Genomic DNA, 26,122 nt, shown 5'->3' with positions numbered 1-26,122 from the left:
TAAATTCACCTGTTAGTTTACGAAGCCAACAAATCTGAAATCCGAAATCCGAAATCTTAAATAACTAATCCACTCATGAACTCTATTCACCTCCACATTAACTGTAAAGGTTAACTTTGCAACTCAATTCAAAAAGCATCCAATAGCATGGAAGTCAAAACATCGATCGATCAAAGGACAGCAGACAATATCCGGGCCCTGGCCATCGCCATGGTCGAGAAAGCCAGATCCGGGCATCCGGGCGGACCCATGGGTGGAGCCGATTTCATCCACATCCTGTATTCTGAATTTCTCAACTTCGATCCGGATGATCTGACCTGGCCCATGCGCGACCGGTTCTTTCTTGATCCGGGGCACATGTCAGCCATGCTGTATGCACAACTCGGGTTAATCGGGTCTTATTCCATGGAGGATCTGGAAAACTTCCGGCAATGGGACAGCCCTACCCCGGGACACCCGGAGATTGACGTCAAACGGGGCATCGAAAATACCAGCGGGCCTCTGGGCCTGGGTCATGCCTTCGGTGTCGGCTCTGCCATAGCCGAACGTTTTTTAGTCGAACGTTTTGGAGAATGGATGAGTCACCGCACCTTCATCTACATCTCCGATGGTGGTATCCAGGAGGAAATCTCTCAGGGCGTCGGCCGTATTGCCGGATTCCTCGGACTGGGTCAGGTGGTTATGTTTTACGATGCCAACGACATCCAGCTTTCAACTGAGGTCCATGAAGTCACCCGCGAAGACACAGCAGCTAAATACAGCGCCTGGGGATGGCACGTGCAGACCATACCTGGCAATGATCCGGATGCCATCCGCATGGCCCTCAAAGCAGCAACGGCAGAGACGGAGCGGCCCAGCCTGATCATCGGTCATACCACCATGGGTAAAGGTGCAGTCACCGCAGATGGTACGCCCTACGAAGGAAAAGTTGACACGCACGGCAAACCATTGGGTAGCACCGATGGGGACTTTCCAAAAACCCTGCAACATCTGGGTGCCAATCCAGGCAATCCATTCCTCATCTTCGATGATGTCCGTGCACACTATCAATCTGTGCTGGCGGAAAAACGCAAGCAGGTATCGGCAGCTAAAAATGGACAGCAAAAATGGGCATCTGACAATCCGGAAATGGCCAAAAAACTCGATCAGTTCCTGAGTGGCCATCTACCTGACATTGATTTTGCATCCATACCACAAAAAGCAAATGCAGCCACCCGTGATGCATCGGCAGCGGTACTATCCTATCTGGCTGACCACGTTGAAAATATGGTGGTCGCTTCAGCTGACCTGAGCAACAGTGATAAAACCGACGCCTTCCTCAAGAAGCGCAAAGCATTTGAAAAAGGCAATTTCTCCGGTGGTTTCCTACAAGCCGGTGTTTCCGAGTTGTCGATGGCTGCCATCATGACCGGCATGGGACTGCACGGTGGGGTCATCCCTGCCTGTGGCACCTTCTTTGCCTTCAGCGATTATATGAAACCTGTGCTGCGGGTGGCTGCGTTGATGCAAACCCCGGTGATCTTCATCTGGACCCACGACGCATTCCGGGTCGGAGAAGATGGGCCTACCCATCAACCGATCGAGCAGGAAGCACAACTTCGCTTGCTGGAAAAACTGAAAAATCATGCTCACCACCGCAGCCTGCTGGCATTGCGTCCTGCTGACTCAGCTGAAACCACAGTAGCCTGGAAGATGGCTCTGGAAAACCGACAAACTCCGACCGGACTGATCCTGTCTCGTCAGGGCATAAAGGATCTACCTGCTGCCGGCGAAAGCCGCTATCAGGAGGCGTTGGCTTCGGAGCGGGGAGGATACATCGTTCAGGATTGTCAGGGCAAGGCGGATGTGGTACTCCTGGCCAATGGATCGGAAGTAGCCACACTGGTAGAGGGCTCTCACCTGCTGGAAGCCGACGGGATCAAAACACGGATCGTTTCGGTACCTTCGGAAGGTCGATTCCGTGACCAGGATATCTCTTATCAACATGCGATTCTGCCAGCAGGCATACCACGCTTTGGCATGACCGCCGGGTTACCGGTGAACCTGGAAGGCCTGGTTGGTGAAAATGGTAAAGTCTTCGGTCTGGAACATTTTGGTTATTCAGCCCCTTATCAGGTTCTGGATGAAAAGTTTGGATTCACCGGGGAAAATGTTTACCAGCAGGTAAAGGCACTTCTGGCCTGAATCCGTGGGCATTAAGGATTGGAAATAATGCCCGCACCATCTGCCAGCTTGACCGTGATCGGTGTAAGCTGGATGCCGTAGCTTTCCAGGTAAGCTTCCGTTGTCTTGCTGATAAAATCCGCGATTTGGTCAACCTGTACCAGGTTTATGGTACAACCGCCGAAGCCACCGCCCATCATGCGGGCACCCAGGACGCCGGGATGATTTTCGGCCTGCACCACCAGAAAATCCAGTTCGGGGCAGCTGACCTCATAGGCATCCCGCAGACTGTAGTGGGATGCAAACATAAGGCTGCCAATCTGCTCTTCATTACCACGGGCCAGTTCCTGCATCATTTGCATCACCCGGGCGTTTTCCGTGATCACGTGATAGGCGCGCAAGTATTGTTTACCGGACAGGACTTCCTGATGTTTTTGTAGTTGCGGTAAGGTGATCTCGCGCAAGCTGGGAAAGGTCTCCCCCATTGCCTCACCGATCAACTGGACGGCTTCCTGGCATTCTCGCTTGCGGACATTGTATTCCGACGAAGACAAACTGTGCTTGACATTGGTGTTCAGGAGGACAAAGCGGTAATCCGGCAATGGAAAATCGATGTATTGGTAACTCAGATCGCGACAATCCAGACAGACGAGCTGATCCTGCTTACCCATAACGCTGCTAAACTGGTCCATGAGGCCGCAGAGGACACCCGGATAATGGTGTTCAGCCCACTGGCCTAATTTGGCGATTGTAAAGGGTTCGATATCCAGGTCGAATAACTCGCGGCAAGCCATCAGCAAGCTGCATTCCAGAGCTGCGGAGGACGATACTCCTGAACCCAGAGGCACGGTACTGGCAAAGACCGCCTGGAATCCACGCACCGGATAATCTGCCTGTTGCAGGGCGGCTACCACCCCAAGGACGTATAGACCCCAACCCTGCGTCTGCATTTTATCCAGATCACTGATATCAAAGCGTATCATTTCTCCCACATCCAAGGCATGTACCTCACACATCTGTGGCTCCGGGGAAAATCCCAGGGCAAAGATGGTATTCCGGTCAATGGCGCCCGGCAATACCAGGCCATCGTTGTAATCCGTATGTTCACCGATCAGATTGATCCTTCCGGGAGCCTGGGCCAGTACGAGTGGGTTGCGGTTAAAATGGATCTTAAATTCCTCGACCACATGATCTAAAAGTGATGGAGCATGCATTTTCATTTTGATCGGATTCGGGCTTGAAGACAGATTTTGTTGATTCAACACATTACTTCTGTAAATGTAAACTTTTGACCATCAAATAATCCCAGATCACTCAATTTGAGTTGGGGAATCACCAGCAGGGCTAAAAAAGAAAGGGTCATGAATGGTGCCGCGAGGGTACAGCCCAGAGCTTCTTTGGTGTAACGATCTATGGCGGTATATCGTTCCGCTACCAGGTCACCATCCAGGGTGGCAATCAATCCGGCCACCGGAAGTGGTAAATGCTGCATCGAATCCAGATCTCCGGCGGCTATCCCTCCATGACTCCGGACAAGTTCATCGATAACCCGGCAAATGGCTTCATCTGAGGTACCTACTGCAATGATGTTGTGCGAGTCGTGCGCAACGGTGGAGGCCATGGCACCCTTTTGCAGACCAAATCCATGAACCAATGCCACCGCCGGAGGCGCCTTCCGGTACCGGTTAAGCACCACTATTTTCAGGACATCCTGCGGTATATCTGCGGAAAATGCAGTCTGACCTTCCGGTACGGAATACATTTGTGTTTGCGTCACCAATGATCCGTCCCAGCAATGAATGACCCTTGCCTCGCCCGGGCGGACCGTTAAATGAAGGTCTGCAGGGACAATCGATTGGGCGGTAAATGCATTGGGTACTTCGGCCGGAGGATTATGATCGATCAATACCTGTCCCCGTTCATACACTTTTTTACCTCCGATGAATGTAGCCACGGGTACCATGTTCTTCAAGTCAGGCACCAATATAAAATCGGCAGGCTCACCCGGTCGGAGGGTGCCCACCGGCAGCCGGTAATGTTGGACGGGGTTAACACAGGCGGCATTCAACACATCATAGAGGTCGTAACCCAACCCGATAGCCCTGGCTACCAGGCCATTGATGTGACTGACCAATAAGTCATCCGGATGTTTGTCATCGGAGCAAAACATGATCCGGTCAGGGTACTCACCGATCAACGGGATGAGCTCCGTGAAATTTTTCGCTGCACTGCCCTCCCGGATGATGATCTTCATCCCGTTAAGAGCCTTAAACCGGGCTTCCTCCAGCGTGATGCATTCGTGATCGGTTGAAATGCCTGCCTGAATATACCTTACAGCTTCGTCACCGGTGAGTGTTGGGGCATGCCCGTCCACCGGTTTACCGTGCTGTTGTGCTGCAGCTATTTTGGCCAGTACCTCCGGATCCTGATGCAACACACCGGGATAATTCATCATCTCTGCGAGGTACCAGATATCCGGGTCGCCCAATAAACGGTCAATTTCTGCTGCGTCGATGGTCGCACCTGCAGTCTCAAAAGAAGTCGCCGGCACACAGGAAGGTGCGCCGAAAAAGACTTTAAAAGGTGTCTGCCGTGCATTCCCGATCATATAATGGACACCGGATGAACCCAACACATTGGCAATCTCGTGCGGGTCAGAGACGGTGGCTACGGTGCCATGGCGAACCGCCATCCGGGCAAACGCCGTGGGAAGGAGCATGGAAGATTCAATATGGACATGGGCATCGATAAAACCCGGCATGATGTAGGGGCCGGTGACTCCGGAGTCCGGGATCAGTTCTTTAATTCCTGATTCATCAAAAACGACATGACCCGGATAGATCCGGCGTTGGTATAGATCTACAATTCGACCAGTACAAATCACCTTACGTTGTTTTTGTTAGAAGTCGGTAGCAATTTAGAAAATAAAGCGGTTTTCTTATGGTGGGCTTCCTCTTCCGGCAGCCGGATCAAAAACGATCCTATTTAGTCTACTCCCTCCGGCGTCGTATATTGTGGAATGGTCCTGTTATTGATTTTCTTTTTTGTCTCGCTGCTGTTTTCCTTCTTATGCTCGATCTGGGAAGCGGTATTGTTAAGCATTACACCTTCTTTCATTAGCCGGAAGATCCAGGATGAGGATGAGATCGCAGGAACTCTATTGGTTTACAAGGATGACATTGACCGGCCTTTATCGGCAATCCTGACGCTCAATACCATCGCGCATACCGTCGGGGCCATCGGTGTAGGAGCGCAGGCTGGAAAATTATTTGGTGACTCCGGATGGCAGATCGCCGGACTGCATCTGAATGCCGAATCGGTTATTGCTGCCCTGATGACGCTGGCCATCCTCATATTTTCGGAGATCATTCCTAAGACGATTGGCGCCAATTACTGGCAACAGCTGGCGACATTCACCATCCGGTCATTGCGCATATTACTCTTCGTCCTGGCTCCGCTGGTTTGGCTCAGTCAGGTGATTACCAGGAAACTGAAGTCGGATAAGGATCGTAGTGTTTTGAGCCGTGCCGATTACGTAGCTCTGGCCCATGCCGGCAAAGAGAGTGGCGTACTTGCCGAGAACGAATCCGTGATGATCCGCAATTTACTTGAACTGAACAAGCTCACCAGCAGGGATGTGATGACACCGCGGACAGTGATGCACCTGGCCAATCAGGACATGACCCTCGATGAATATTACCGCACGCATCCGAAGATGCGGTTCTCCCGAATCCCCGTTTATCAGGATGAGCCGGACCACATCACCGGGTTTTTTCTAAAGGACGAACTCTTGCTCAAACTGCTCCAGCAACAAGGTCTCCAGTCGTTGTCACAAATCCGGAGGCCCATCCTCTTTATTGCTGATAACTTACCCATACCACAGGTCTTTGACCGCTTAATGCACCAGCGGACCCATATCGCCATCGTCATCGATGAATACGGTAGCGTCGTCGGTCTGCTCACGGTAGAGGATGTCATTGAGACCATCCTGGGACTGGAGATCGTAGATGAGTCTGATGCCACTGCGGATCTACAACAATTAGCCCGGGAAAAATGGGAGGAACGCGCCCTGAAAATGGGATTGATCGACCGCGATCAAATCCAGGATTCTGCTGTATAAATCCCACTTAATAACCGGATAGCCTGTACTTTCCGAAATCCAATCCACAGAGGCTAACCAGCGTTCAACCAGGTTATCTTACCTTCTCGTACTGTGCTTATTCCCGTTCATCCGGTTATTGACAAAAGAATACGCTATCAATACTATTTTGCTGGTGAAAAGCTTATATCTATGATCAAGAGACTCCTATTCCTGGGATTCATCCTCTCCCTGACCCTTTTGCAGTGCAGTAAATCCGGAGACCCAACTCCCACCGATACATGTGATGGCGTAACGGCTACCTGGAACAACGGTATCCAATCGATCATCAAATCGAGTTGTGCACTGTCCGGGTGTCATACCGGTGATGTGCCACAACCCAAATACGATACTTACACTGCAGTAAAGACATTTGCCAGCAGCATCCAATCACGGGTCTCCGATAAATCCATGCCACCCGCAGGAGCTACCGCCCTTAGCGAAGCTCAAATCAAACTGATCACCTGCTGGGTGCAAAATGGAGCACCGGAAAACTAACCCGTTTCAAGTTCTCTGGCCATAGCCTGGGCGGCAAGATAAGCACCGGTCCAGGCGGCCTGAAAATTGAATCCGCCGGTCAGGGCATCAATATTCAGCACTTCACCAGCCAGGTACATTCCCGGAACTTTGCGACTGCGAAAGGTCTTGAAATCAATTTCTTTCAGGTCAACACCACCGGAGGTGACAAATTCATCTTTGAAAGTTGCCTTGCCGGTCACCTGCCACTGTGAGGACGTGATGTGTTCCAGGATCTGGTTCAGATCTGTAGGGATGCACGTGTTCCAATTCTGCTCCAGGCCAGGAAAATCCTGCAGCAATGCATGCCACAGCCGCCGGGGTACCGGAGGAATGCTGGTATTCTTTACCTGCTTTTTTGATTCTTTAGCAGCCAATTGCCGGACATCATCCAGTGTCCAGTGTGGATTCCAGTTGATCAGCAGTTCAAACCGGTAATTCTGGTCATGGAGGACACGGGCGCCCCAGGCTGATAATTTCAGGATTGCGGGTCCGCTAACTCCCCAGTGGGTGATAAGCAAAGGCCCTTCGGCTTCCAGGTGGGTGTCCCGGATCGATACATGTGCATGTGGAACCTGGATACCGGCCAATGCTATTATCCGTGGATCTTTGATCTGAAACGTAAACAATGACGGCACCGGTGCTACGATCCGGTGGCCCAGATGTTCCAGCATTTTCCAGATGGTGGCCTGCGATCCGGGTGTTACCAACAAGTATTTTGTCTGAATACTTCCTTGCTTCGTCTGCACCTGAAAAGGGTAATCTTCCTGGTCATGGTGGACTATTCCTGTCACTTTTCGGGAAGTGATCAGGTCGATGCCATACTTTTTACAATAATGAAGAAAACAATCGATGATGGTTTCCGACTGGTCGGATGCCGGAAATACGCGACCATCATCTTCGGTTTTAAGCTTCACTCCATGATCAGTCAGCCAGCCTTTCATCTGGGCAGGTCCAAAGTGGTAAAAAGGCCCAAGCAATTCCTTGTGACCCCGGGGATAGTATCCTACCAGTTCCGCAGGATCCTCACAGGCATTGGTAACATTGCACCGGCCGCCACCGGAGATCCGGACTTTCTCGAGTACGTTTTTACCCTGCTCAAGTATGAGGATGCGTACGCCAGGCAGTGCCTCTGCCAATGTGATAGCGCCAAAAAAACCGGCTGCCCCGCCCCCGATGACAACAACCTGATAGTGCATGGCCAAAGATAAAGTTATGTAAGCGATTGACTGATCCTAACTCCAGGAATGGATGATCAAAAGAACTGCGATATAATGAAGAATGCTTCCAGCCAGGGTGAACACATGCCATATGGCGTGATAGTAGCGGCGATCATCGCGGCGGTAGAAATAAACCCCGATCGTGAATGCCAGTCCGCCAAGGATGATGAAAAGGATAATGCTCATGGGCATGCGATCGTAAAAAGTTGGAGCCCTGAATACCACCAGCCATCCCATGATCAGGTAGAGTGCAACCGAAAGCTTTTCAAATTTTCCGGTATACCGCAGCTTAAACAACGTACCCAGCAGGACGATGCTCCATATCACCATCATAAAAACCATCTGTTCCTGCCCGTACAGAAAACCGATGATGAAGGGTGTATAAGTCCCGGCGATCTTAAAATAAATACTGATGTGATCGACGGTCTTTAGTATTTCCTTCAGGCGCGGATTGCGGATGCCATGATAAAGCGTCGATGCGAGGTAGAGCAGGGTGAAGCAAATGCTGTAGATCAGAATGGCCATAAAGAGGTCCATAGCGGCATTCTGATAGGCCTGGATGAGTAATAAGGGCAAAGCGACCAGCCCAAATAAAAGGCCAAGTCCGTGTGTATAGGTGTTTAGTTGTTCTTCTTTTTCAGATAACATAAAGATGGATGGTTTCAATCCTTAAAAGTAGAACGAGTGAAAACCAAATTCATTCCTCAGAAGAAAAAGAATTACACAAAACAAGCAGAAATTAGGATTCGCCCGGCAGGACCAGCACCGGCATTTTTGCGTTTTTGGTTATCCTGGACAGCACACTGTCATGGAATAAGCTTTCCGGGAAGTGGTGTTTACGCCGGATAAGGCTTACCAGGCCAATGGATTTTTCCTTCACCAGCTTTTCCAGGGTCTGGTCGATGCTTCCGGCCGGTTCTATAACTTCCATGGAGAACATATCCAGTTTCCGCAACTCTAGCAGCCAGGCCAGTTCTTCGATCTCGTCTGCTTGCTTCTGACTATTGGCGACTGAGATAATTTCCAAATGCTCCAATGGCAGGCTCTTGATGAGTTCAATGTTCTCAGGGACCACCGGGTGATGCGGGTCGATAGCCAACGCCACTCTTTTCGGGGATTGCAGTACGCTATGTTCAGGGATTATGTACACTGCACAGTCGGCATGACTGGCAAGATAGGAAGCATGAGTGCCCAATAAGAGACGATAAGCCTGGTCGGCACCATGGGTTCCCATGACGATCAGGTTGATGGATCGCTCTTTGACCATATCGATCAATACTTCATTGGGTAAGCCATAGGCTGCCTCCAGCTTGATGCGTTGTGCATCATCAAAGGAAGCCACCGCTTCACGCAGATTTTGAATGATTTCTTTCCGGATAAGGTGATCATCCGGCAGAGGAAGCACCGGTCTGATCGAATCCGTCAGGAAGATATGCACCAACGTGATGTCATGCTCTGCAGCAGGATACACGTTTAAGGCATAACGCAATGCATGCTGCGCATTGCTGGAGAAATCATACGGGATCAGGATACGCATAATGCACTGGTTTTATATCCTTAAATTAAACCATGGCGTATTGATTTGCTGGAAACTAAATCACCGGATTTAATGATCAAGATCAGTCGGAAAAATGTGTCTTACGACCTTTCAGAGATCATTTTTTCCACCCGGTAATTGCTGTGTGCTGCCAGCTGGGCATTCAATTCATCCAGGCTGTAATCTTTGTCTGCCTCAATGGTCGCTTGTGGAGGTTCCAGCGAAACCCGTACGTCGGTCACTTCGTCCATGCTTTGTAACAGGCGTTGCACCGAATGCACACAATGATTACACGTCATGCCAGTAACCTCAAAAGTCTTTTTCATATCCAAACTTTAATTATCCATTATAAACAAATCATTGGCAGGAAGGATGTACGATATCCCCTTCATCTTCCTAGTCATTAATTTCCCGGATCGTGGACCCACAAGTCAACATCGCATCGCCAAAATAAGGGTTGCGAATGTTTTTCTGGACACTGAGCCAGTCAGCACCTTTGTTATGATCGGCCATTGGGCAATGCTGAACATAGACCGGCTGTTCGAATGGCCCAAATGCTGTCGCAAAGTCGATCATCAGTTTGGACAACGGTTTGAATTGAGCCCGTAAAGCCTCCAGTTGATCATTCTGCTGCATTTGTTTCAGCGTCTCTTTCATGGCACCGATCTGATTGCGTACTATGGCCGATGCATCGCCTTTAAGATCCTCCAGTGGCATTTGCTCTGCCTTGATAAAGAGCCGGGACACGATTTGAGGTGCATTGACGATATCTCCTGCAACCAGAGCATCTTTTAAAACCAGGTAATCGGTCAGCAAAGCACCGATTGCCCGGTGGAATGCCGGCGGAACTTCCGCCAGCCTGGGGATGGTGTCCATCGTGCTTGCTGGCAAGGTCCTGGGACTCATCATGCTTGGTTTACCGGCCAGCTGGGCTGCTGCGTCAACTGCAAAGGTGCCATTCACGACGATTTCCATGCCGGTCTCCAGTCCAGACTTAACCAGGTATTCATTACCCAGATTCGGTCCGAGGGTGATCTCATGCATTTGAAAAGAAGGTGTGCCCATATCGGGATTCTTCACATAAACCAGGGAACGCTCACCGGTCCACAATACTGCAGATGCCGGAATCACAATCTGCTGCCGCCGGGATCCTACGGGTATACGCATAAACCCGGAGGCAAACATTTCAGGTTTCAACTGGCCATTGTTGTTGGGAATTTCCACCCTGGCTTTTGCTGATCGCGTCATCGGATCAATAACCGGATCGATGAATGTTATCTTACCCGAGTAGGTCTGTCCGGGAATGGACTGAAAGGTAAATTCAATCTTACTCCCAACATGGACCAGGCTAAGGTCTTGTTCGTAAATGTCAAAAAGGACCCAGATCCTACTCAGGTCTACAATATCATACAAAGGCATTCCGCGCATCACATAGTCCCCCAGATTGACTTTCTTGGCCATCACCAGCCCACCTACGTCAGCGGTGATCGGGAAAGTTTCCCGGGGCTTGCCTGCAGCGATAATGGCATCGATCTGTGCATCGGAAATTTTCCAGTTTTTCAATTTCTCACGGGCTGCCTCGTACAGCGCCGGCTGGGAATTACGCAGGGTATAGGCGGTAAAGAGCTCCTGCTGGCCTGTAACCAGGTCTGGCGAATAAATGGTAGCCAGTGTCTGACCTTTGGTCACCGGTTCACCGGTAAAATTGATCTCCAGGGACTCGATCCGGCCTTCCAGATGTGTCACCTGGGAGAAAACCCGGCGTTCATCGGCCTGTACCTTTCCGATGACACGGATCTCCTTTTCCGCCTGGCCCGTCCGGATCACTGCGGTCTGAATATTTGCCAGCTGAACCGCTGTGGGGCTCATGCTAATCTCCATTGGATTGTCGTCTCCGGACAGGTTTCCTACCGGTATGAGGTCCATACCACAGATGGGGCACTTGCCGGGTTCATGCTGCCGGATCTGCGGGTGCATGGAACAAGTCCATTCGGTAACAGAAGACTCGGTAGAGGTAACTTCAGATGACGGCATATGCTGCTGTTTTGGTGCCAGCCACCTGCCGATCAGTATTCCTAGCACGAGCGTGACCAAAACGGCCAGTATCAAGGTTCGCGTTTGTGATTTCATAGAGATCTGGTTAATAGTTGTAATTGCGGTTGCCGTACAGCATATTGCGTTTGGCTTCCAGCTGATAATAATTCATTTTCAATTCGATTTGCTCCAGACGGTAGTTCAGCAACTGCTGTTCTACCCGTAATAATTCTTCCATCGTTCCCGAGCCATTTTGGTATTCGGACATCAGTAAGTCAAGGATCTGTCGGGTCGTTGCGTATTGACGGTCGCGCTTGAGCAGATTGGCCCTGGTTTTTTCCAGTTGATAACCAAGTTCCTCTTCGTCTTTGCGCAATTCCAGAAACAGCGCTTCCTTCTGTTCGGCAAATTGTGCCTGAGCGATATGCTGTTCCCGGACTGCAGCATCGTATTGCTTGCGCCAGATGGGTATCGACACGGTAGCCATTGGCATGATCATGTCTCTTCCAGTATTGGGTGGTAACTCAAAGGATGCATTTTTGCGCCGGTAAAGCGGTGTGTATTGCAATCCGACCCCGAATACCGGCTTGCGACTGAGGTTGGTACTTTCGATAATTGCATTCGCAACTTCAGAACGCTGATCCAGCAACGCAGCCTGCGGATGGCCATCAAAGGTTGTGACAGGCAATAGCTCTGCATTCAGGGCTTCCAGTGTGTCAGGGTATTTTAAGGAAGTGCCCGGATCCTGGTTGAGCAATAGGTTAAACTGTTTCTCCCGTGCAGATTGTTCATCTGCCAGGATTTCAAGATTTGTCTGAATATCATCCTTGACGACGTCTACCCGTAAAACGTCTGTCATCGAAGCATTGCCCTGACGGAACTGTGCCTCGGCCAATGTTTTAATATCCGCTAAGAGGTCCAGATTCCGCTGCTGGAGGGCCTGCATTTCACGATTAGCCACCAGAGCATACCACGCTGTGGTTACCTGATAGATCAAATCGTTGGCGAGGATACGGCCTTCTTTGAGATTAAGATCAGCCTGACCAGTCGCCAATGATTCACGAATGTTGAACTCATTCTTTCTGGGCAGCATCTGCATGACGGACAGGTTACCGATCTGATTGCCCATAGGGAGCATCATCGGATTGATGAAAAGCGATGCATTGACCTGGGGGTCAGCCCAGGACCGGACCTGCGGGATTTTTTGCATGGACGCTTCATATGCCAGCCCCTGAGCTTTGATGGCAGGACTATTTTTTAATGCCATCCCGATGTAATCGTCCAACTCCTGGGCTCCGGTCATCCCGGCGTTAAGTAGTAGCACAGCAAGGATTCCCAACCAGTGGGTTTTCGGTTTATGCAATTTCATGACTTTTCGATTTGGATTGTTTTTTAACCACATTCTCGCGCCACAGGGCTTGTAATACCGGGACGACAAACATGGTCATCAATTGAATGGACATGCCTCCGAAGGTGGGGATAGCCATTGGCACCATGATATCGGCACCTTTACCCGTGGAAGTCAATACGGGTAGCAGAGCGATCAGTGCCGTTGCCGCCGTCATCATTGCCGGGCGAACTCTTTTCTTTCCGGCTTCCAGTACTGCGGCACGAACTTCCGGGACGGACTGCGGTTGTTTCTCCTCAAAGACCTGGTGGATGTAGGTGCCCATAATGACCCCATCATCCGTTGCAATACCGAACAATGCAATGAATCCGACCCACACCGCCACACTAAGATTGATCGGGTGGATCTGAAAGAGGGTCCGCATGGACATATCGGCGACGGAAAAATTCAGAAACCAGTCCTGGCCATAAAGCCAGATCAGAATAAATCCTCCGGCAAAGGCTACAAAAACCCCGGAGAAGTGAATGGTGGAAGCAATGATCGTCTTAAACTGAAAATACAACAGCAGGAATATCAGGATCAAACAGAGCGGTATGACGATCCCCAGACGCTTGACTGCACGGACCTGGTTTTCATAGGTGCCGGAAAAAACATAGCGTACTCCAGTCGGCACGACGAGTTCGCCCGTCCGGATCTTATCCGCCAGGAAAGCCTGAGCTGCCTCGACCACGTCGACCTCTGCCCTTCCTTCTTGTTTGTCAAACAAGACAAAACCTACCAAAAAGGTCTCTTCACTTTTGATCATCTGCGGCCCCGGAAGGTATTCGATCCGGACCAGATCCCCTAACGGGACCTGAGGACCCACTGGAGTCGGGATCAGCATATTGCGAATCCGCTCGGGGTTATCACGCAGTTCACGCGGATAACGTACCCGGACATCATAGCGCTCCCGCCCTTCCACGGTGGTGGCTACGGTGACCCCACCGATGGCGGCTTCAATAAACCTCTGCACGTCCTCAATGTTCAGACCATAACGGGAAGCGGCATCCCGGTCGATCCTGAGATTGAGATAGGGCTTACCAACAATGCGGTCGGCAAAAACAGCTTCTGCTTTCACGCCATCCACTTGTTTTAACAAGTCTTCCAGCCGCAGACCGAAAACTTCTATGGTTTGCAGATCGGGGCCAAAAACTTTAATGCCCATCGGTGCCCGCATACCGGTCTGTAACATCACCAGCCGGGTTTCTATGGGCTGTAATTTCGGTGCGGAAGTGATCCCCGGAAGCTGGGCTACGCGCACGATCTCGTCCCAGATATCATCCGGATGCTTGATCTCGGGCCGCCAATTGCGAAAATACTGGCCATGCTGATCGGGAATCAATGCCTCTCTTCCTATTCCACGCGCCAGGATCTGTTCCTGACTCAGAGTGTCGCCGGTGGCCAGCACATACCTGCCCGCACCATCCACCTGAAAAGTCAGTCGTCTTCCTGATGCGTCGATGATGTATTCCGGCTTGTAGTTAATCACATTTTCGAACATAAAAATGGGTGCAGGATCCAGGGCGCTCTCTGCACGTCCGGCCTTCCCTACGGCAAGGTCCACTTCCGGGATATTAGCTAATAGCATGTCCAGCTGAGCGACAGTCTGCCGGTTTGCCTCCACGCCGGAGTGAGGCATGGCGGTAGGCATGAGTAAAAAACTACCTTCATCCAGGCTAGGCATAAATTCTTTTCCCAGGCCCGGAAACCTGCGCTCCATGGATTTCCAGAATGATAATTCACCGGCCTCAATGCCAATGGCCTCCATGGACCGGTCGGCAAAACCCATGGTTCGATGCCATCCCAGCCAGATGACTATCCCAAAAAAAATGGTAATAACCGGAAGTAGCAAGAAGAGAGCCTTATTACGTAAACACCATTTTAGTACAGGCTCGTAAAAATAGACCATAGCCCAGAGAGCCAGAAGTATGCCTCCTACGATCCCGATTACAAACAAAAAGTTGACTGAAGTGGGTTGCTGGTGACCGAGAGGCACCCATTCCCCGGCCAGCAGATAAGTAGCCGCCAAGACCAGAATACCGATCTGCAGATAGGATGGAACGGACTTCCGGCGTTCCATCCAGCGATCTTCGAAAAGACGGTTGAGACCCAGCACACAGAGTACAAGAGCTATCCAAAGTCCTGAATAATAATACAATCCTGCACCGAATGCAATGAGCACCACACTCCAGAAACGCCGTGTGCGTGTGCGGTCCGTCCGTAAGGACAACACCAGATGAGCCAGCGCTGGCAACACCACGAGTCCCAGCACAAAGGCCGCTCCTAACGCGATTGTCTTCGTAAAAGCCAATGGCCTGAACAGCTTTCCCTCGGCTCCCTGCAAAGCAAAAACCGGAAGAAAACTAACCAGTGTCGTGGCCAAAGCGGTAAAAATGGCGCTGGATACCTCGCTGACGGCGAGGAAGATGGTGTCCTTTAATTTTTTACCGCGGATGCCCTTGTTTTCCGGCATTTCCAGATGCCGGACCATATTCTCCACGAATACAATACCCACATCTACCATCACTCCAATGGCTATCGCTATCCCCGACAAAGCCACGATATTGGCTTCCACGCCGGCATAACGCATCACGATAAAGGTCATCAAAACTGCTATCGGAAGCAAACTGGAGATCAGGATCGATGCCTGCAGGTTAAACACCAGGACCATGACTACAATGATGGTGATCAGGATCTCGTCGGACAGCGCTCGTTCGAGGGTGCCAATCGTCTCATGAATCAGCTGGGTGCGGTCATAAAACGGGATTACCGTCAAATGCGATACCCGGCCATCGGCCAATGTTTTGCTGGGCAAGCCCGCATTGATCTCCCTGATCTTTTGCTTCACTCCGTCGATCACCTTCAACGGGTTGGCTCCATAGCGGGCAACTACTACGCCACCAGCCACTTCCGCACCGTCCTTATCCAGGATACCCCTACGGGGAGCAGGCCCCATCGTAACCACAGCGACATCACCGATGCGGATCGGAACATTATTCGTGACACGGACCACAGCTTTTTGCAAGTCTTCGACGGTATGCACATAACCCAGGCCCCGGACCAGGTATTCGGCCTGATTCATCTCGATGGTCTGGGCACCGGCATCCCGGTTGGAGTTGCGGGCCGCATCCATGACCGCAGACAGGGGTATGCCATAGGATTGCAATGCCTGCGGATTCACATCAATCTGGTATTCTTTCACAAATCCTCCCACCGATGCCACTTCAGATACGCCTTCCACGGCATTGAGTGCATACTTGACCTGAAAATCCTGTACAGACCTTATCTCCTGCAGATCCCAGCCTCCGGTTGGGTTGCCCTGATCATCGCGCCCTTCCAGTGTGTACCAGAATACCTGGCCCAGCGCAGTAGCGTCGGGCCCCAGGCTCGGCTGTACCCCGGGAGGGAGCAGACCATTGGGTAAAGCATTCAGCTTTTCGAGTATGCGGGATCGCGACCAGTAAAATTCGACACTTTCATCAAAGATGATGTAGATGCTGGAAAAGCCAAACATGGAATTACAGCGGATGGACTTCACACCCGGGATACCCAATAAGGTCGTGCTAAGCGGATAGGTGATCTGGTCCTCCACATCCTGTGGGGAACGGCCCATCCATTCGGTGAAAACGATCTGCTGATTTTCACCTAAATCCGGGATGGCATCTACCGGTACAGGGTCAGCAGGCAACGGTAAATTCCAGGTAAATGGCGCAGTGATCAGGCCCCAGACCGTAAATACAATCAGGAGCACATAGGCTGCCAGTTTATTTTCCAGGAAAAACCGGATAATCGGTTTGAGCATAAAAGTTCATTTCGCGAAGAATCAATGTTCAAGGTTGATGCAATGAAGCACCAGGACATACGGATCTGATGACCGTAGCCACGTACAATGATGTCTAACACAAAATGGAAGCGAAAAGAATAGTGCGGTCCCGGACTTGCCAGGGAGGGCCATGAACAGGAATGTTGGGTTGAAGTCTGGTAATCTCAAGGTGTACCCAGATCTTATCCCAGGCAGGTAACAGTGCAACTGGTGATGATTGGGTCAACGCAACGACACTTGTTTGCTGTGCTCCGGCATTGGTCTGATCAAAATAAAGTTGGTGGGTCTTCTGATCACAGCATTTCGGACGTGAGAGACCATGAGTCGCATGCGTGCAGGCAGCAACCTCTTCCTTCATCCCACAACTACGCGCCTTTCCCCATATTTTATAATCCACCAGATGACCGCGACAAAAATGCATATCCACGGTAGCACCCAGGCTTACCACAAGCATCCATACGGCCATGAAGCCGGATAAAAGCCGATATGCGATGGATCGCTGGTGAATCATGATGCAAAATTACAGAAAATCAAAATAGCGTGCCACTTCATTTGAAATCACAAAGACCATGCCCGCTCTCCCGTAGTATAAGGAATACATCCTTCATAACTTCCGGGGATAGGCAGATAACGCAGAACATTCTTGCCTACTTCTTCAGAAGTAAAATATCCTGTGACCGTTAATTCCTTCAGCGATCTCCAGAAAGGTGGAGCTACAAATTTTTCGGTTGATATGCCCCAGATAGATGGTGGTTTTGGAGGGGTATTAGCATCCATGGCAGCCAGATAAGCTGTACGTTCTTCCGGAGTCAGTTTTAGAAAATCCTTACCCTGGCTGGAGATGCAGTCCTGGCGAAATGTCTTGATGCCTTCCAGGAAAGCATTGCGTTCTTCTTCACTGTAATTCTCAAGGAGCATGGCATCGATGTAGCGGTCAACGCCAACATCCTTGGCACCTGGTGTATCTGTCTTAGGTAGGATGGTCTCGCAAACTTCGGCCAGGTAGGATGCATCTTCCGGAGCCAGGACCTTAGGTTCCCACCCGAGCGCCGGGGGTGCCTGACAACCATTAAGCACACCGGCGAGGACAGTTCCGGTGATGGTGTAACCAAGCAATTGACCACTGTATAATAACGCTTCTCTGCGATTCATGATTTCCGGTTTAAAGGTTTTGGCGATTGAGTTCTTTCACAGCATGATCGACTGCCCGTGCCGTCAACGCCATGTAGGTTATGGACGGATTAACACAGGACGAGGAGGTCATGCACGCCCCATCGGTCACATAAACATTGGGCACGCTATGAACCTGATTGTTCTTGTTGAGGACGGAAGTCTTGGGATCATGTCCCATGCGTGCTGTTCCCATCTCGTGGATGCATTTACCCGGTGCCCCGAGGTAATCAAAGGTATAGATGTCTTTACAGCCGGCGGCTTCAAGCATGGCCGATGCATCGTTCTTCATGAAATCACGCATGGCGATTTCGTTCGATTTAAATTCGGCATCAAACACCACCATTGGGATGCCGTACGGGTCTTTCTCGGTGTCGTGGAGGTAAAGGCGGTTGTGGTGATCGGGCAGGCATTCTCCAAATCCGTTGAGTGCAAGGCTCCAGCCTCCCGGCTCAAAAAGCTTATTCTTGAAGTCGGCACCGATTCCGCCCCCATTGATCCCTCCGTCCCAGCCACTTCGACTGGCACCACCCTGGTAGCCAAACCCACGCAGGAAGGCATCGTTTTTACTGCGTGCATCGATGTTATAAAACCGGGGGATATAGACACCGTTGGGCCGGCGACCCTTGTAATATTTATCTTCCATACCGGGGAATGATCCGATGGCGCCTACAAAGTAATGATGGTCCATCAGGTTATGTCCCAGTTCGCCGCTGTCATTGCCCAGTCCGTTAGGGAAGCGGTCCGACGTCGAATTCAGCAATACGGCAGTGGACGCCATGGCAGAAGCACACACAAAGACCACTTTGGCATAAAATTCCTGCATTTCCTTGGTCTCGGTGTCTACGATCCGTACGCCACTGGCTTTGCCACTCTCCGGGTCATAGATGATCGAATGGGCTATGGAATGATTGCGGATGGTCAGATTACCGGTTTTTTCAGCTGCAGGAAGGGTGACCGACACACTGCTGAAGTAAGCGGAATACGGGCATCCCCGGTTGCAGCGATTGCGAAACTGGCAAGGACCCCGGCCATTCAGCTGCTCGGTAAGATTGGCGACGCGGCCGATGGTAAACACCCGGCCCGGGAAATTAGACTCGATCTTTTCCCTGGCGACCTGCTCGACGCAGTTCAGCTCCATGGGTTTCTGAAACTGGCCATCCGGTAGGTGTGCCAGGCCCAGCTTTTCACCACTTACCCCTACGAATTTTTCGACATAATCGTACCAGGGTGCAATATCCTTGTACCGTATCGGCCAGTCGACGCCGATGCCCTCTTTGGCATTGGCTTCGAAATCCAGGTCACTCCAGCGGTAGCACTGCCTGCCCCAGGTCAGGGATTTACCACCGGTCTGATCACCACGTATCCAGTCGAAGCGCTTGTCTTCTTTATAGGGATTCTCCAGGTCATTGATAAAAAATTGCTTATTGTACTCATCAATGAATCCGCTGCGATTCTGGACATGGAATTTTTTGCGTTCTTCGGCGGTCAGTGCTCCGCGCATGGGCAAATCCCAGGGGTCGGTGTTCATGGTCGGATAATCGGCCATGTGCCGCACCGGACGACCACGCTCAAGAACCAGGGTCTTCAAGCCTTTTTCACATAATTCTTTGGCGGCCCATCCTCCGCTCACTCCGGACCCGATGACGATCGCATCGAAGGTATTGGTGTCATTGCTGTTAAAGTACATGTTGTAGAGTATTCAGTAATAAGTAATCCGTATACAGTATTGATGAAATCCGTATTCCGTATTTAGATATTGCTTAAACTTAAATAAAAGTTTTGGATGAATGGAAATTGACGAATTAAAAGGAAGAAGTTTAAATCCATTCCTAAATCCAGAGCAATGGAATTTTTGAAATAAATCCATAATGCTATCTTAGTTGGGAATAGACCGAATACCCGTTAATGAATACTCAATTTTTGTAAAATGAATCGCAAAGAAGCATTGCATCTCATGACCGGAGGGTCCATAAGTTTGGGGCTTGCCGGTACCGGTTTAAAATGGCCAACTATGTCAGAATCTGTTACTCTGAAAGGAAATATCAATCATTCTGCCTGCCGCTGGTGTTATGGCAAGATACCCCTGGACGAGTTATGCACCCAGGCCAAAGCCATCGGCCTGGTGGGCATCGATCTGCTCAAACCGGAAGAGTGGCAGACAGCCTTTGATCATGGGCTAACCTGCACCATGGCCTATCCGGAATATTCCAGCCTGACCGAAGGATTTAACGACCCAAAGATGCATGCCAAGTTGCAGGATTCCTATGTAAAAGGTATCGTGCTGGCTGCCGAGGCAGGCCTGAAAAACATGATCTGCTTCTCTGGAAACCGCAACGGCCTGGGTGATGAACAAGGACTGGAAAATTGTGCCACCGGCCTGGAACCATTGGTTAAGCTGGCTGAAAAACATAACATCATCCTCCAGATGGAATTGCTCAACAGCAAGGTCAACCATCCGGATTATCAGTGCGATAAATCCCCCTGGGGTGTGGCGCTGGTGGAGAAGCTGGGTTCACCCAATTTCAAACTCCTGTACGACATCTACCATATGCAGATCATGGAAGGAGATGTCATCGCCACCATCCGGAAAAACAAGGATTACTATGGTCATTATCATACCGGTGGCGTACCCGGAAGACACGAACTCAACGAACAGCAGGAATTGTATTATCCGGCCATCATGCAAGCCATTGTAGACACCGGATACAAAGGGTATGTCGCTCAGGAGTTTGTTCCAACCGGCGACGATCCGATCGGCTCCTTGCGCCATGGCGTGATGACCTGCGACGTATAAGCAGGTGCCGTAAAACTTATTTCAGGTGCCGGTCAAACCAATTGATAGCTTGTGTCATCGCCAGATCCCTGCAAGTCTGGTAAGGTGAAAAATGATTTCCGGGTATGGTCCTGAATTCTTTCACCACATGTAAGGCTTGATACAATCGCTTGGATTCACTGGCTGGGATGAGTTCATCTTCTTCAGCAATCTGCATAAGTACAGGTGCCTGGATGTCCGGAACCCATCGGATAGGGTCGTACCTAAAATGCATGGCAAGGCTGTTCAGTGTGACTTCATTGCGCCAATATTCCGATTGTTGTTTACAAAACATGCCAAATTGGTAGGCTGACGGACCAGGGAGCATGCAGAAAACATGAGGATCATTGGATACCACAGGAATCAAAGAAGGCTGTTCACTTGCCTGTAATTGCTCTTCTTCCTTCTCAAAGAGGGCACTTAATCTTATCCGCATTTTATCAGAAAGGCTTTGCCAATGCGCCGATCCGCTGACGAACGGTGTCATGGCAACCACACATCGTACACGGTTTTCCAGCGATGCCGCAACCAGGGCATGGGAACCACTGTAACTTCCACCCCATAAGCCAATCCTGTTGGTATCGACACCTTGCTGTGAGCTTAGAAAATCAAATGCAGCGCGATAAGTCTCAATCTGAAGGTCAGGATTAACCTCTTGTTGCGGCAGGCCTTCACTCTCGCCGAATCCGGGATAGTCGAAAAGAACGACGACGTAATCCGCCGCAGCCAGGACCCCGGCAATCAGATCGTAGATACAATCTTTGACGCCTGATAAACCCGGACCCATCACAATGGCAGGAGCAGGTGATCGTAAACCCTGTTTTTTCATCATCCAGGCACTGATCTTAATGGCTCGCGTGTGAAAATGGACCGCCTGTTTTTCTATCGTCATCGGAATCAAACCATTTGGTTTTATCTGGAAAATGCTCCATTCTAATATACAAAAACCGGACAACAGATGCCTGGAGTGAATAGTCTCAGATACGGTTTCTGGGTGGCAGATAACCCAGGCGCTGCCGTCGCAGAGATGAATTGACGAGGTAGACACCTCCCAGCGTGATGCCAATTCCCAGCATCAGAAAAGGCGTCAGGATCTCACTGAAAAACAGCCATCCGGTGATCACGGCCACCACCGGGTTGATGTAGGCATAAATGGATACCAGGTTGGTTGGTAAATGTTGTAATGCATAGACGTAGGCAATGAAGGTAAATACCGAGCTGATGATAGCCAGAAAACCAATCGCGACCCAGGCCTGCGCCGGAATAGCGGCCAGGGGTATTACGTGCCCCGAGCCATAGGAAACCAGGGAAAGAAAGGTGCCGGAAATCAGCATCTGCAACCCGATGCTGTAATAGGGATTAAAAGACTGTGCAAACGCCTTGGTATAGATGGTGCCGAATGACCAGGACCAGGTAGCCACCACCGACAGAAAGATACCCAGCAAAAATTCACGGTTCAGAAAGTCAGCCAGGTGTTCGTAGAATATCACCAAAATGCCGCCAAACCCCAACAGCAAACCGAGGTAGGCCAATCTGGGCAGACGGTCTGAACTGCGAAAAGTCTCGATGATCACCAGCCATAAAGGGAAAATGGCTCCTATGATGGCCCCCAAACCGGCAGAAATGTACTTTAAGCCCCAGGTATTGAGCCCGTTACTGATCACAAAATTCAAAACGGCCAACAAAAGAATAGGTGTCCAGGCCTTACCCTTGGGCAGGGCATGACCTTTCAACGAAAAATAGATGACATAGGCCATACCGGCCAGAAGCTGACGCACTCCGGCCATTTGTAAGGCCGGCATATAACTCACCGCTTCCTTGGATGCGATCCAGGTGATTCCCCAGATAAAACACACCAGATACAAGGCCAGATAAGCTTTGAAATCCGGATGCGCCGTTATATGTTTCCCTAACATCGCGCAAAGCTCGGTTTTCAAATGTTATTTACCACCTTTACGACCCCAATTCCTGTACGGATTTATGAATTGCTTTCCTAAATTCACGAATTGGAAAAAATAATTTAAGATGAAATACTTCTTTATCATTTGTGTATTGGTCCTGGCTAAGACCATATCCATCAGCCAGGAGATACCACAGCTCGACTGGGCTGAATTGAGTAAAACCAAACCATGGGAACCGACCGAAGTCTGGCAACCGGTACCAGCCAAGGTCACCCCCGGTGTTTTTACAGCGCCACCCTCCGATGCTATTGTCCTTTTTGAAGGTAAAGACCTCGATCAGTGGGTAACTCCGGAGGTTGACTACGGTGCACGCATGGATGTGGTTGAAGCCATCCTTAAGAAAAGGATGAATGGATATAAAAAATCACCTGCTGCCTGGGATGTCAAAGACGGAGAATGCATTGTCCACCCCGGTTCCGGAGCCATTGAGACCAAGATGGGATTTGGCGATATACAGTTGCACATCGAGTGGCTGTGTCCGACCGACCCGGGTAAAGAAGGTCAGGCTTACAGCAATAGCGGGGTATTTTTTATGAGCTTGTATGAACTCCAGGTGCTGAACTCCTATGAAAACGCCACCTATTCCAATGGACAGGCCGGCTCGATGTACAAGCAATCCATTCCTTTGGTAAATGCATCAAGGCCTTCCGGAGAATGGCAGTCCTATGATGCCATCTTCATTGCACCTAAGTTCAAATCCGACGGCTCTGTAGAAAGCCCGGCTTACATTACCGTATTCCATAATGGAGTCCTGATCCAGAATCACGTAGCCTTAAAAGGTCCCTGCGTATTCATTGGAGAACCTTACTACATAGCACACCCGGATAAGATGCCTTTGTTGCTCCAGGATCACGGAGATAAAGTGCGTTACCGCAACATCTGGGTTCGGAATCTTTAGTGAGCCGAGATCAGGATAAGAACTGGTAAATAGCTAACGCGACCATATAAGCGAGGCCAGTCATCATGGTAAACTGGATAGCGGGCCATTTCCAGCTTCCGGTTTCTTTTTTTACCACCGCCAGGGTGCTGATACATTGCATGGCGAGGACATAAAATAGTAACAGTGATAGGGCCGTAGCCAGGTCATAGCGTGGCCTTCCGGTCACCTGGTCCACTTCTCTGGCCATGCGGTCATGGATGGTCAGTTCGTCATCGGCGCTACCCAGGCTATAGATGGTCGCCATCGTACCCACAAATACTTCGCGGGCGGCAAAAGACGTGAGCAACGCTATACCAATTTTCCAATCGTAGCCTAATGGGCGAATCGCCGGTTCCATCCATTTTCCGATATGGCCGGCATAGGAGGCTTCCATTTTCTGGGATGCGATCAGATTTGCCGTGGTTGCATCATCCAATTGCTGCTGTTGTGCCTGTTCGGTCGCCTGAGCTTCTGCCAATTGCATTTTATCACCCGGTCCATAGCTGCTGAGAACCCACAGGATCAATGAGATGAAGAGGATGATCTTGCCAGCCTCAAAGACAAATGAACGCACACTTTCGTAGACCATTAAGCTCACATTGCGCAGGCTTGGCATCTTGTATTCCGGAAGGTGGATCATCAGGTAACTGGACCCCTGGGTTTTCATGGTTTTGGATAAAAGCAGGGATACCAGCATGGCTACAATGATCCCTACGGCATACAGGCCCATGAAGACCAATCCCTGGGCATTGAATATTCCCCAGATGGTTACCGGCGGAATGACGAATGCGACCAGAACTGCATATACCGGGATGCGCGCCGAACAGCTGATGAAAGGGGTGACCAGTATGGTAATCAACCGTTCCTTGGGATTACTAATGGAGCGTGTGGATAAAATAGCCGGAATGGCACAGGCCCCACCGGATATCAGTGAAATTAAACTACGTCCATTCAGGCCAAACCGCTGCATCACCCGGTCGAACATGAATACTGCCCGCGCCATGTATCCAGACTCTTCCATCAGAGAGATGATGAAAAACAGGATGGCGATCTGCGGAATAAAAACCAATATCCCGGCGATACCGGGTATGATCCCGTCAATCAGCAAACTGGACCACCAGGTGTCCGGCAAAGCTTCACCGAGGGTAGAAGAGGCATACCCAAATGCAGACTCGATCCATTCCATGGGATAGGAAGCCCAGCTGAAAATAGCCTGAAAGACCACTACCATGGACAGAATAAAAATGATTGGTCCGGTGAAACGGTTTGTCAGGATCCGGTCGGCCCGGTCGGAATTATTTTCGTGTTCAGAGCTCTTTGATTTTACCTGGTGTAGTATGGGCTCGAACGTATCGAAGCGGTGCATCGTATCGTCGATCTGCAGCCGCAGTGAATTAAAGTGATGCTCCTGGCACCAGTTGGTGATCTTTGCCTTTTCTGCTTCCGAATGGTGCTCCAGATGCTGGTGATGATGAAGGCACAACAAAGAATGATACGGATTCGTATATCCGAAGGCATCCTCCATCCAGGCTACTCCATCCTTCTCCGCATCAGATAGTTTGTAAAATGGATTGACCGGAGGTTGCACGGTAAGCGGTTGGCCGGACAGCGCGTAGATGCGCTGTTTCAGCCGGTCGATGCCTGCGCCGGTACGGCTGCTCACCGGAATGACTTCTACCGGACTAAGCCGTTTTTGTAACGCCTGGATGTCCACCTGGTATTTCTGGCGGTCGGCAAGGTCCATCATGTTCAGGACCAGCACGATGGGAAATCCAAGATCCTGGACCTGGGTAAAGAGTAAAAATTGTTTTTCAAGCTGGGTCACATCGGCTACATAGACCACCAGGTCGGGAAAATGCTGATCTTCAGGATCAAGCAATACATTGGTCAGGATGTATTCATCACCGGAGGTGGCATGGAGACTGTAAGCACCGGGGAGGTCGACGCATTCAATGTTTTTAGTGATCTTGCCGGTCTTTATGGAAACGGTGATACCGGGATAGTTACCGGTGCGTTGGTTCATACCAGTGAGCTGATTGAAAAGGGAGGTTTTGCCGCTGTTCGGATTTCCGACCAGAGCAACCGTTTTGACCAATTTCTTTTTTACGACCTCCGTTGTCATACCCTCACTTACTCAAAAACGATGTAGCTTAATTCATCTTGCCGCAGGGCCATACGCTGTCCATCGACTTTAATGTAATAGACTTGTCCGAATGGAGCCTTACGCAATACATCGACTACACTGCCGGGCAACACGCCCATCGCCATCAACTTGGTGCTTTTCGCATCCTCCAATAAACGCTGGACGCGCAATCCAAGTTTCGGCAATCGATCCCAATTCTGTTTGTTCAATGCTCGGCAATTCTTATTTAGACAAAATCCAAACAAAAGTAAAACTAAATCCTTAATGTAGGTATTTTTTCGGCATGATTCCTGTCA

At 50.3% G+C, this 26,122-nt stretch carries 21 protein-coding genes; 5 read left to right on the top strand and 16 right to left on the bottom strand.

Going from position 1 to position 26,122, the window contains the following annotated elements:
- Nucleotides 1-147: 147 nt before the first annotated feature.
- A complete protein-coding gene (locus tag H6570_21755) occupies nt 148-2,184 on the top strand; it encodes a transketolase (GenBank protein MCB9321922.1) in 2,037 nt (678 codons plus the stop codon).
- 11 nt (nt 2,185-2,195) lie between these two features.
- On the opposite strand, the gene galK is transcribed toward H6570_21755, so the two are convergent.
- The gene (gene galK, locus H6570_21750) at nt 2,196-3,383 is read right to left on the bottom strand and encodes a galactokinase (protein MCB9321921.1); all 1,188 of its coding nucleotides are present in this window, start codon (nt 3,381-3,383) and stop codon (nt 2,196-2,198) included.
- Between the two features lie 38 nt (nt 3,384-3,421).
- A complete protein-coding gene (ade, locus tag H6570_21745; GenBank protein ID MCB9321920.1) occupies nt 3,422-5,044 on the bottom strand; it encodes an adenine deaminase in 1,623 nt (540 codons plus the stop codon).
- 138 nt (nt 5,045-5,182) lie between these two features.
- Between ade and H6570_21740 the strand changes: the two genes are divergently transcribed.
- A complete protein-coding gene (locus tag H6570_21740) occupies nt 5,183-6,283 on the top strand; it encodes an HlyC/CorC family transporter (GenBank protein ID MCB9321919.1) in 1,101 nt (366 codons plus the stop codon).
- A 171-nt stretch (nt 6,284-6,454) separates the two neighbouring features.
- A complete protein-coding gene (locus H6570_21735) occupies nt 6,455-6,799 on the top strand; it encodes a hypothetical protein (protein ID MCB9321918.1) in 345 nt (114 codons plus the stop codon).
- Here H6570_21735 and H6570_21730 read toward each other — a convergent pair.
- The 10 genes from H6570_21730 to H6570_21685 form a co-directional block, all read right to left on the bottom strand.
- Nucleotides 6,796-8,016 (bottom strand): NAD(P)/FAD-dependent oxidoreductase, encoded by a 1,221-nt coding sequence (locus H6570_21730; protein MCB9321917.1) that lies wholly within the window; start codon nt 8,014-8,016, stop codon nt 6,796-6,798. The genes H6570_21735 and H6570_21730 overlap by 4 nt on opposite strands.
- A 36-nt stretch (nt 8,017-8,052) precedes the next feature.
- Entirely contained in the window at nt 8,053-8,685 is a 633-nt protein-coding gene (locus H6570_21725) for a hemolysin III family protein (protein ID MCB9321916.1), read from the bottom strand.
- Nucleotides 8,686-8,776: 91 nt separating this feature from the next.
- Complete coding sequence (locus H6570_21720) at nt 8,777-9,574, bottom strand: universal stress protein (protein MCB9321915.1); 798 nt, start codon at nt 9,572-9,574, stop codon at nt 8,777-8,779.
- Nucleotides 9,575-9,675: 101 nt separating this feature from the next.
- On the bottom strand, nt 9,676-9,900 hold the full coding sequence (locus tag H6570_21715; protein MCB9321914.1) for a heavy-metal-associated domain-containing protein: 225 nt from the start codon (nt 9,898-9,900) through the stop codon (nt 9,676-9,678).
- Between the two features lie 70 nt (nt 9,901-9,970).
- Nucleotides 9,971-11,704: an efflux RND transporter periplasmic adaptor subunit gene (locus H6570_21710; GenBank protein MCB9321913.1), complete on the bottom strand. Its 1,734-nt coding sequence runs from the start codon at nt 11,702-11,704 to the stop codon at nt 9,971-9,973.
- 10 nt (nt 11,705-11,714) lie between these two features.
- On the bottom strand, nt 11,715-12,977 hold the full coding sequence (locus tag H6570_21705) for a TolC family protein (protein MCB9321912.1): 1,263 nt from the start codon (nt 12,975-12,977) through the stop codon (nt 11,715-11,717).
- A complete protein-coding gene (locus tag H6570_21700) occupies nt 12,964-16,797 on the bottom strand; it encodes an efflux RND transporter permease subunit (GenBank protein MCB9321911.1) in 3,834 nt (1,277 codons plus the stop codon). The genes H6570_21705 and H6570_21700 overlap by 14 nt, the downstream gene beginning before the upstream one ends.
- A gap of 94 nt (nt 16,798-16,891) precedes the next feature.
- Complete coding sequence (locus tag H6570_21695) at nt 16,892-17,329, bottom strand: hypothetical protein (GenBank protein MCB9321910.1); 438 nt, start codon at nt 17,327-17,329, stop codon at nt 16,892-16,894.
- 47 nt (nt 17,330-17,376) lie between these two features.
- Nucleotides 17,377-17,970: a gluconate 2-dehydrogenase subunit 3 family protein gene (locus H6570_21690; GenBank protein ID MCB9321909.1), complete on the bottom strand. Its 594-nt coding sequence runs from the start codon at nt 17,968-17,970 to the stop codon at nt 17,377-17,379.
- A gap of 10 nt (nt 17,971-17,980) precedes the next feature.
- Nucleotides 17,981-19,678, bottom strand: coding sequence for a GMC family oxidoreductase (locus tag H6570_21685; protein MCB9321908.1), 1,698 nt, complete (start codon nt 19,676-19,678; stop codon nt 17,981-17,983).
- Nucleotides 19,679-19,918: 240 nt separating this feature from the next.
- On the opposite strand from H6570_21685, the gene H6570_21680 reads away from it, so the two are divergent.
- Nucleotides 19,919-20,785, top strand: coding sequence for a TIM barrel protein (locus H6570_21680; protein ID MCB9321907.1), 867 nt, complete (start codon nt 19,919-19,921; stop codon nt 20,783-20,785).
- 16 nt (nt 20,786-20,801) lie between these two features.
- On the opposite strand, the gene H6570_21675 is transcribed toward H6570_21680, so the two are convergent.
- Nucleotides 20,802-21,695, bottom strand: a complete 894-nt coding sequence (locus H6570_21675) for an alpha/beta fold hydrolase (protein MCB9321906.1) — start codon at nt 21,693-21,695, stop codon at nt 20,802-20,804.
- 85 nt (nt 21,696-21,780) lie between these two features.
- Nucleotides 21,781-22,719: an EamA family transporter gene (locus H6570_21670; protein ID MCB9321905.1), complete on the bottom strand. Its 939-nt coding sequence runs from the start codon at nt 22,717-22,719 to the stop codon at nt 21,781-21,783.
- A gap of 109 nt (nt 22,720-22,828) precedes the next feature.
- Here H6570_21670 and H6570_21665 point away from each other — a divergent pair, with 109 nt between their 5' ends.
- Complete coding sequence (locus H6570_21665) at nt 22,829-23,662, top strand: DUF1080 domain-containing protein (protein ID MCB9321904.1); 834 nt, start codon at nt 22,829-22,831, stop codon at nt 23,660-23,662.
- A 10-nt stretch (nt 23,663-23,672) separates the two neighbouring features.
- Here H6570_21665 and feoB read toward each other — a convergent pair whose 3' ends face one another.
- Entirely contained in the window at nt 23,673-25,805 is a 2,133-nt protein-coding gene (gene feoB, locus H6570_21660) for a ferrous iron transport protein B (protein MCB9321903.1), read from the bottom strand.
- A gap of 8 nt (nt 25,806-25,813) precedes the next feature.
- On the bottom strand, nt 25,814-26,035 hold the full coding sequence (locus H6570_21655) for a ferrous iron transport protein A (protein ID MCB9321902.1): 222 nt from the start codon (nt 26,033-26,035) through the stop codon (nt 25,814-25,816).
- Nucleotides 26,036-26,122: the final 87 nt, after the last annotated feature.

It is taken from the genome of Lewinellaceae bacterium, from assembly GCA_020636135.1.
Lineage (GTDB): Bacteria > Bacteroidota > Bacteroidia > Chitinophagales > Saprospiraceae > JAGQXC01.
This window is presented reverse-complemented; position numbering and strand designations above follow the sequence as displayed.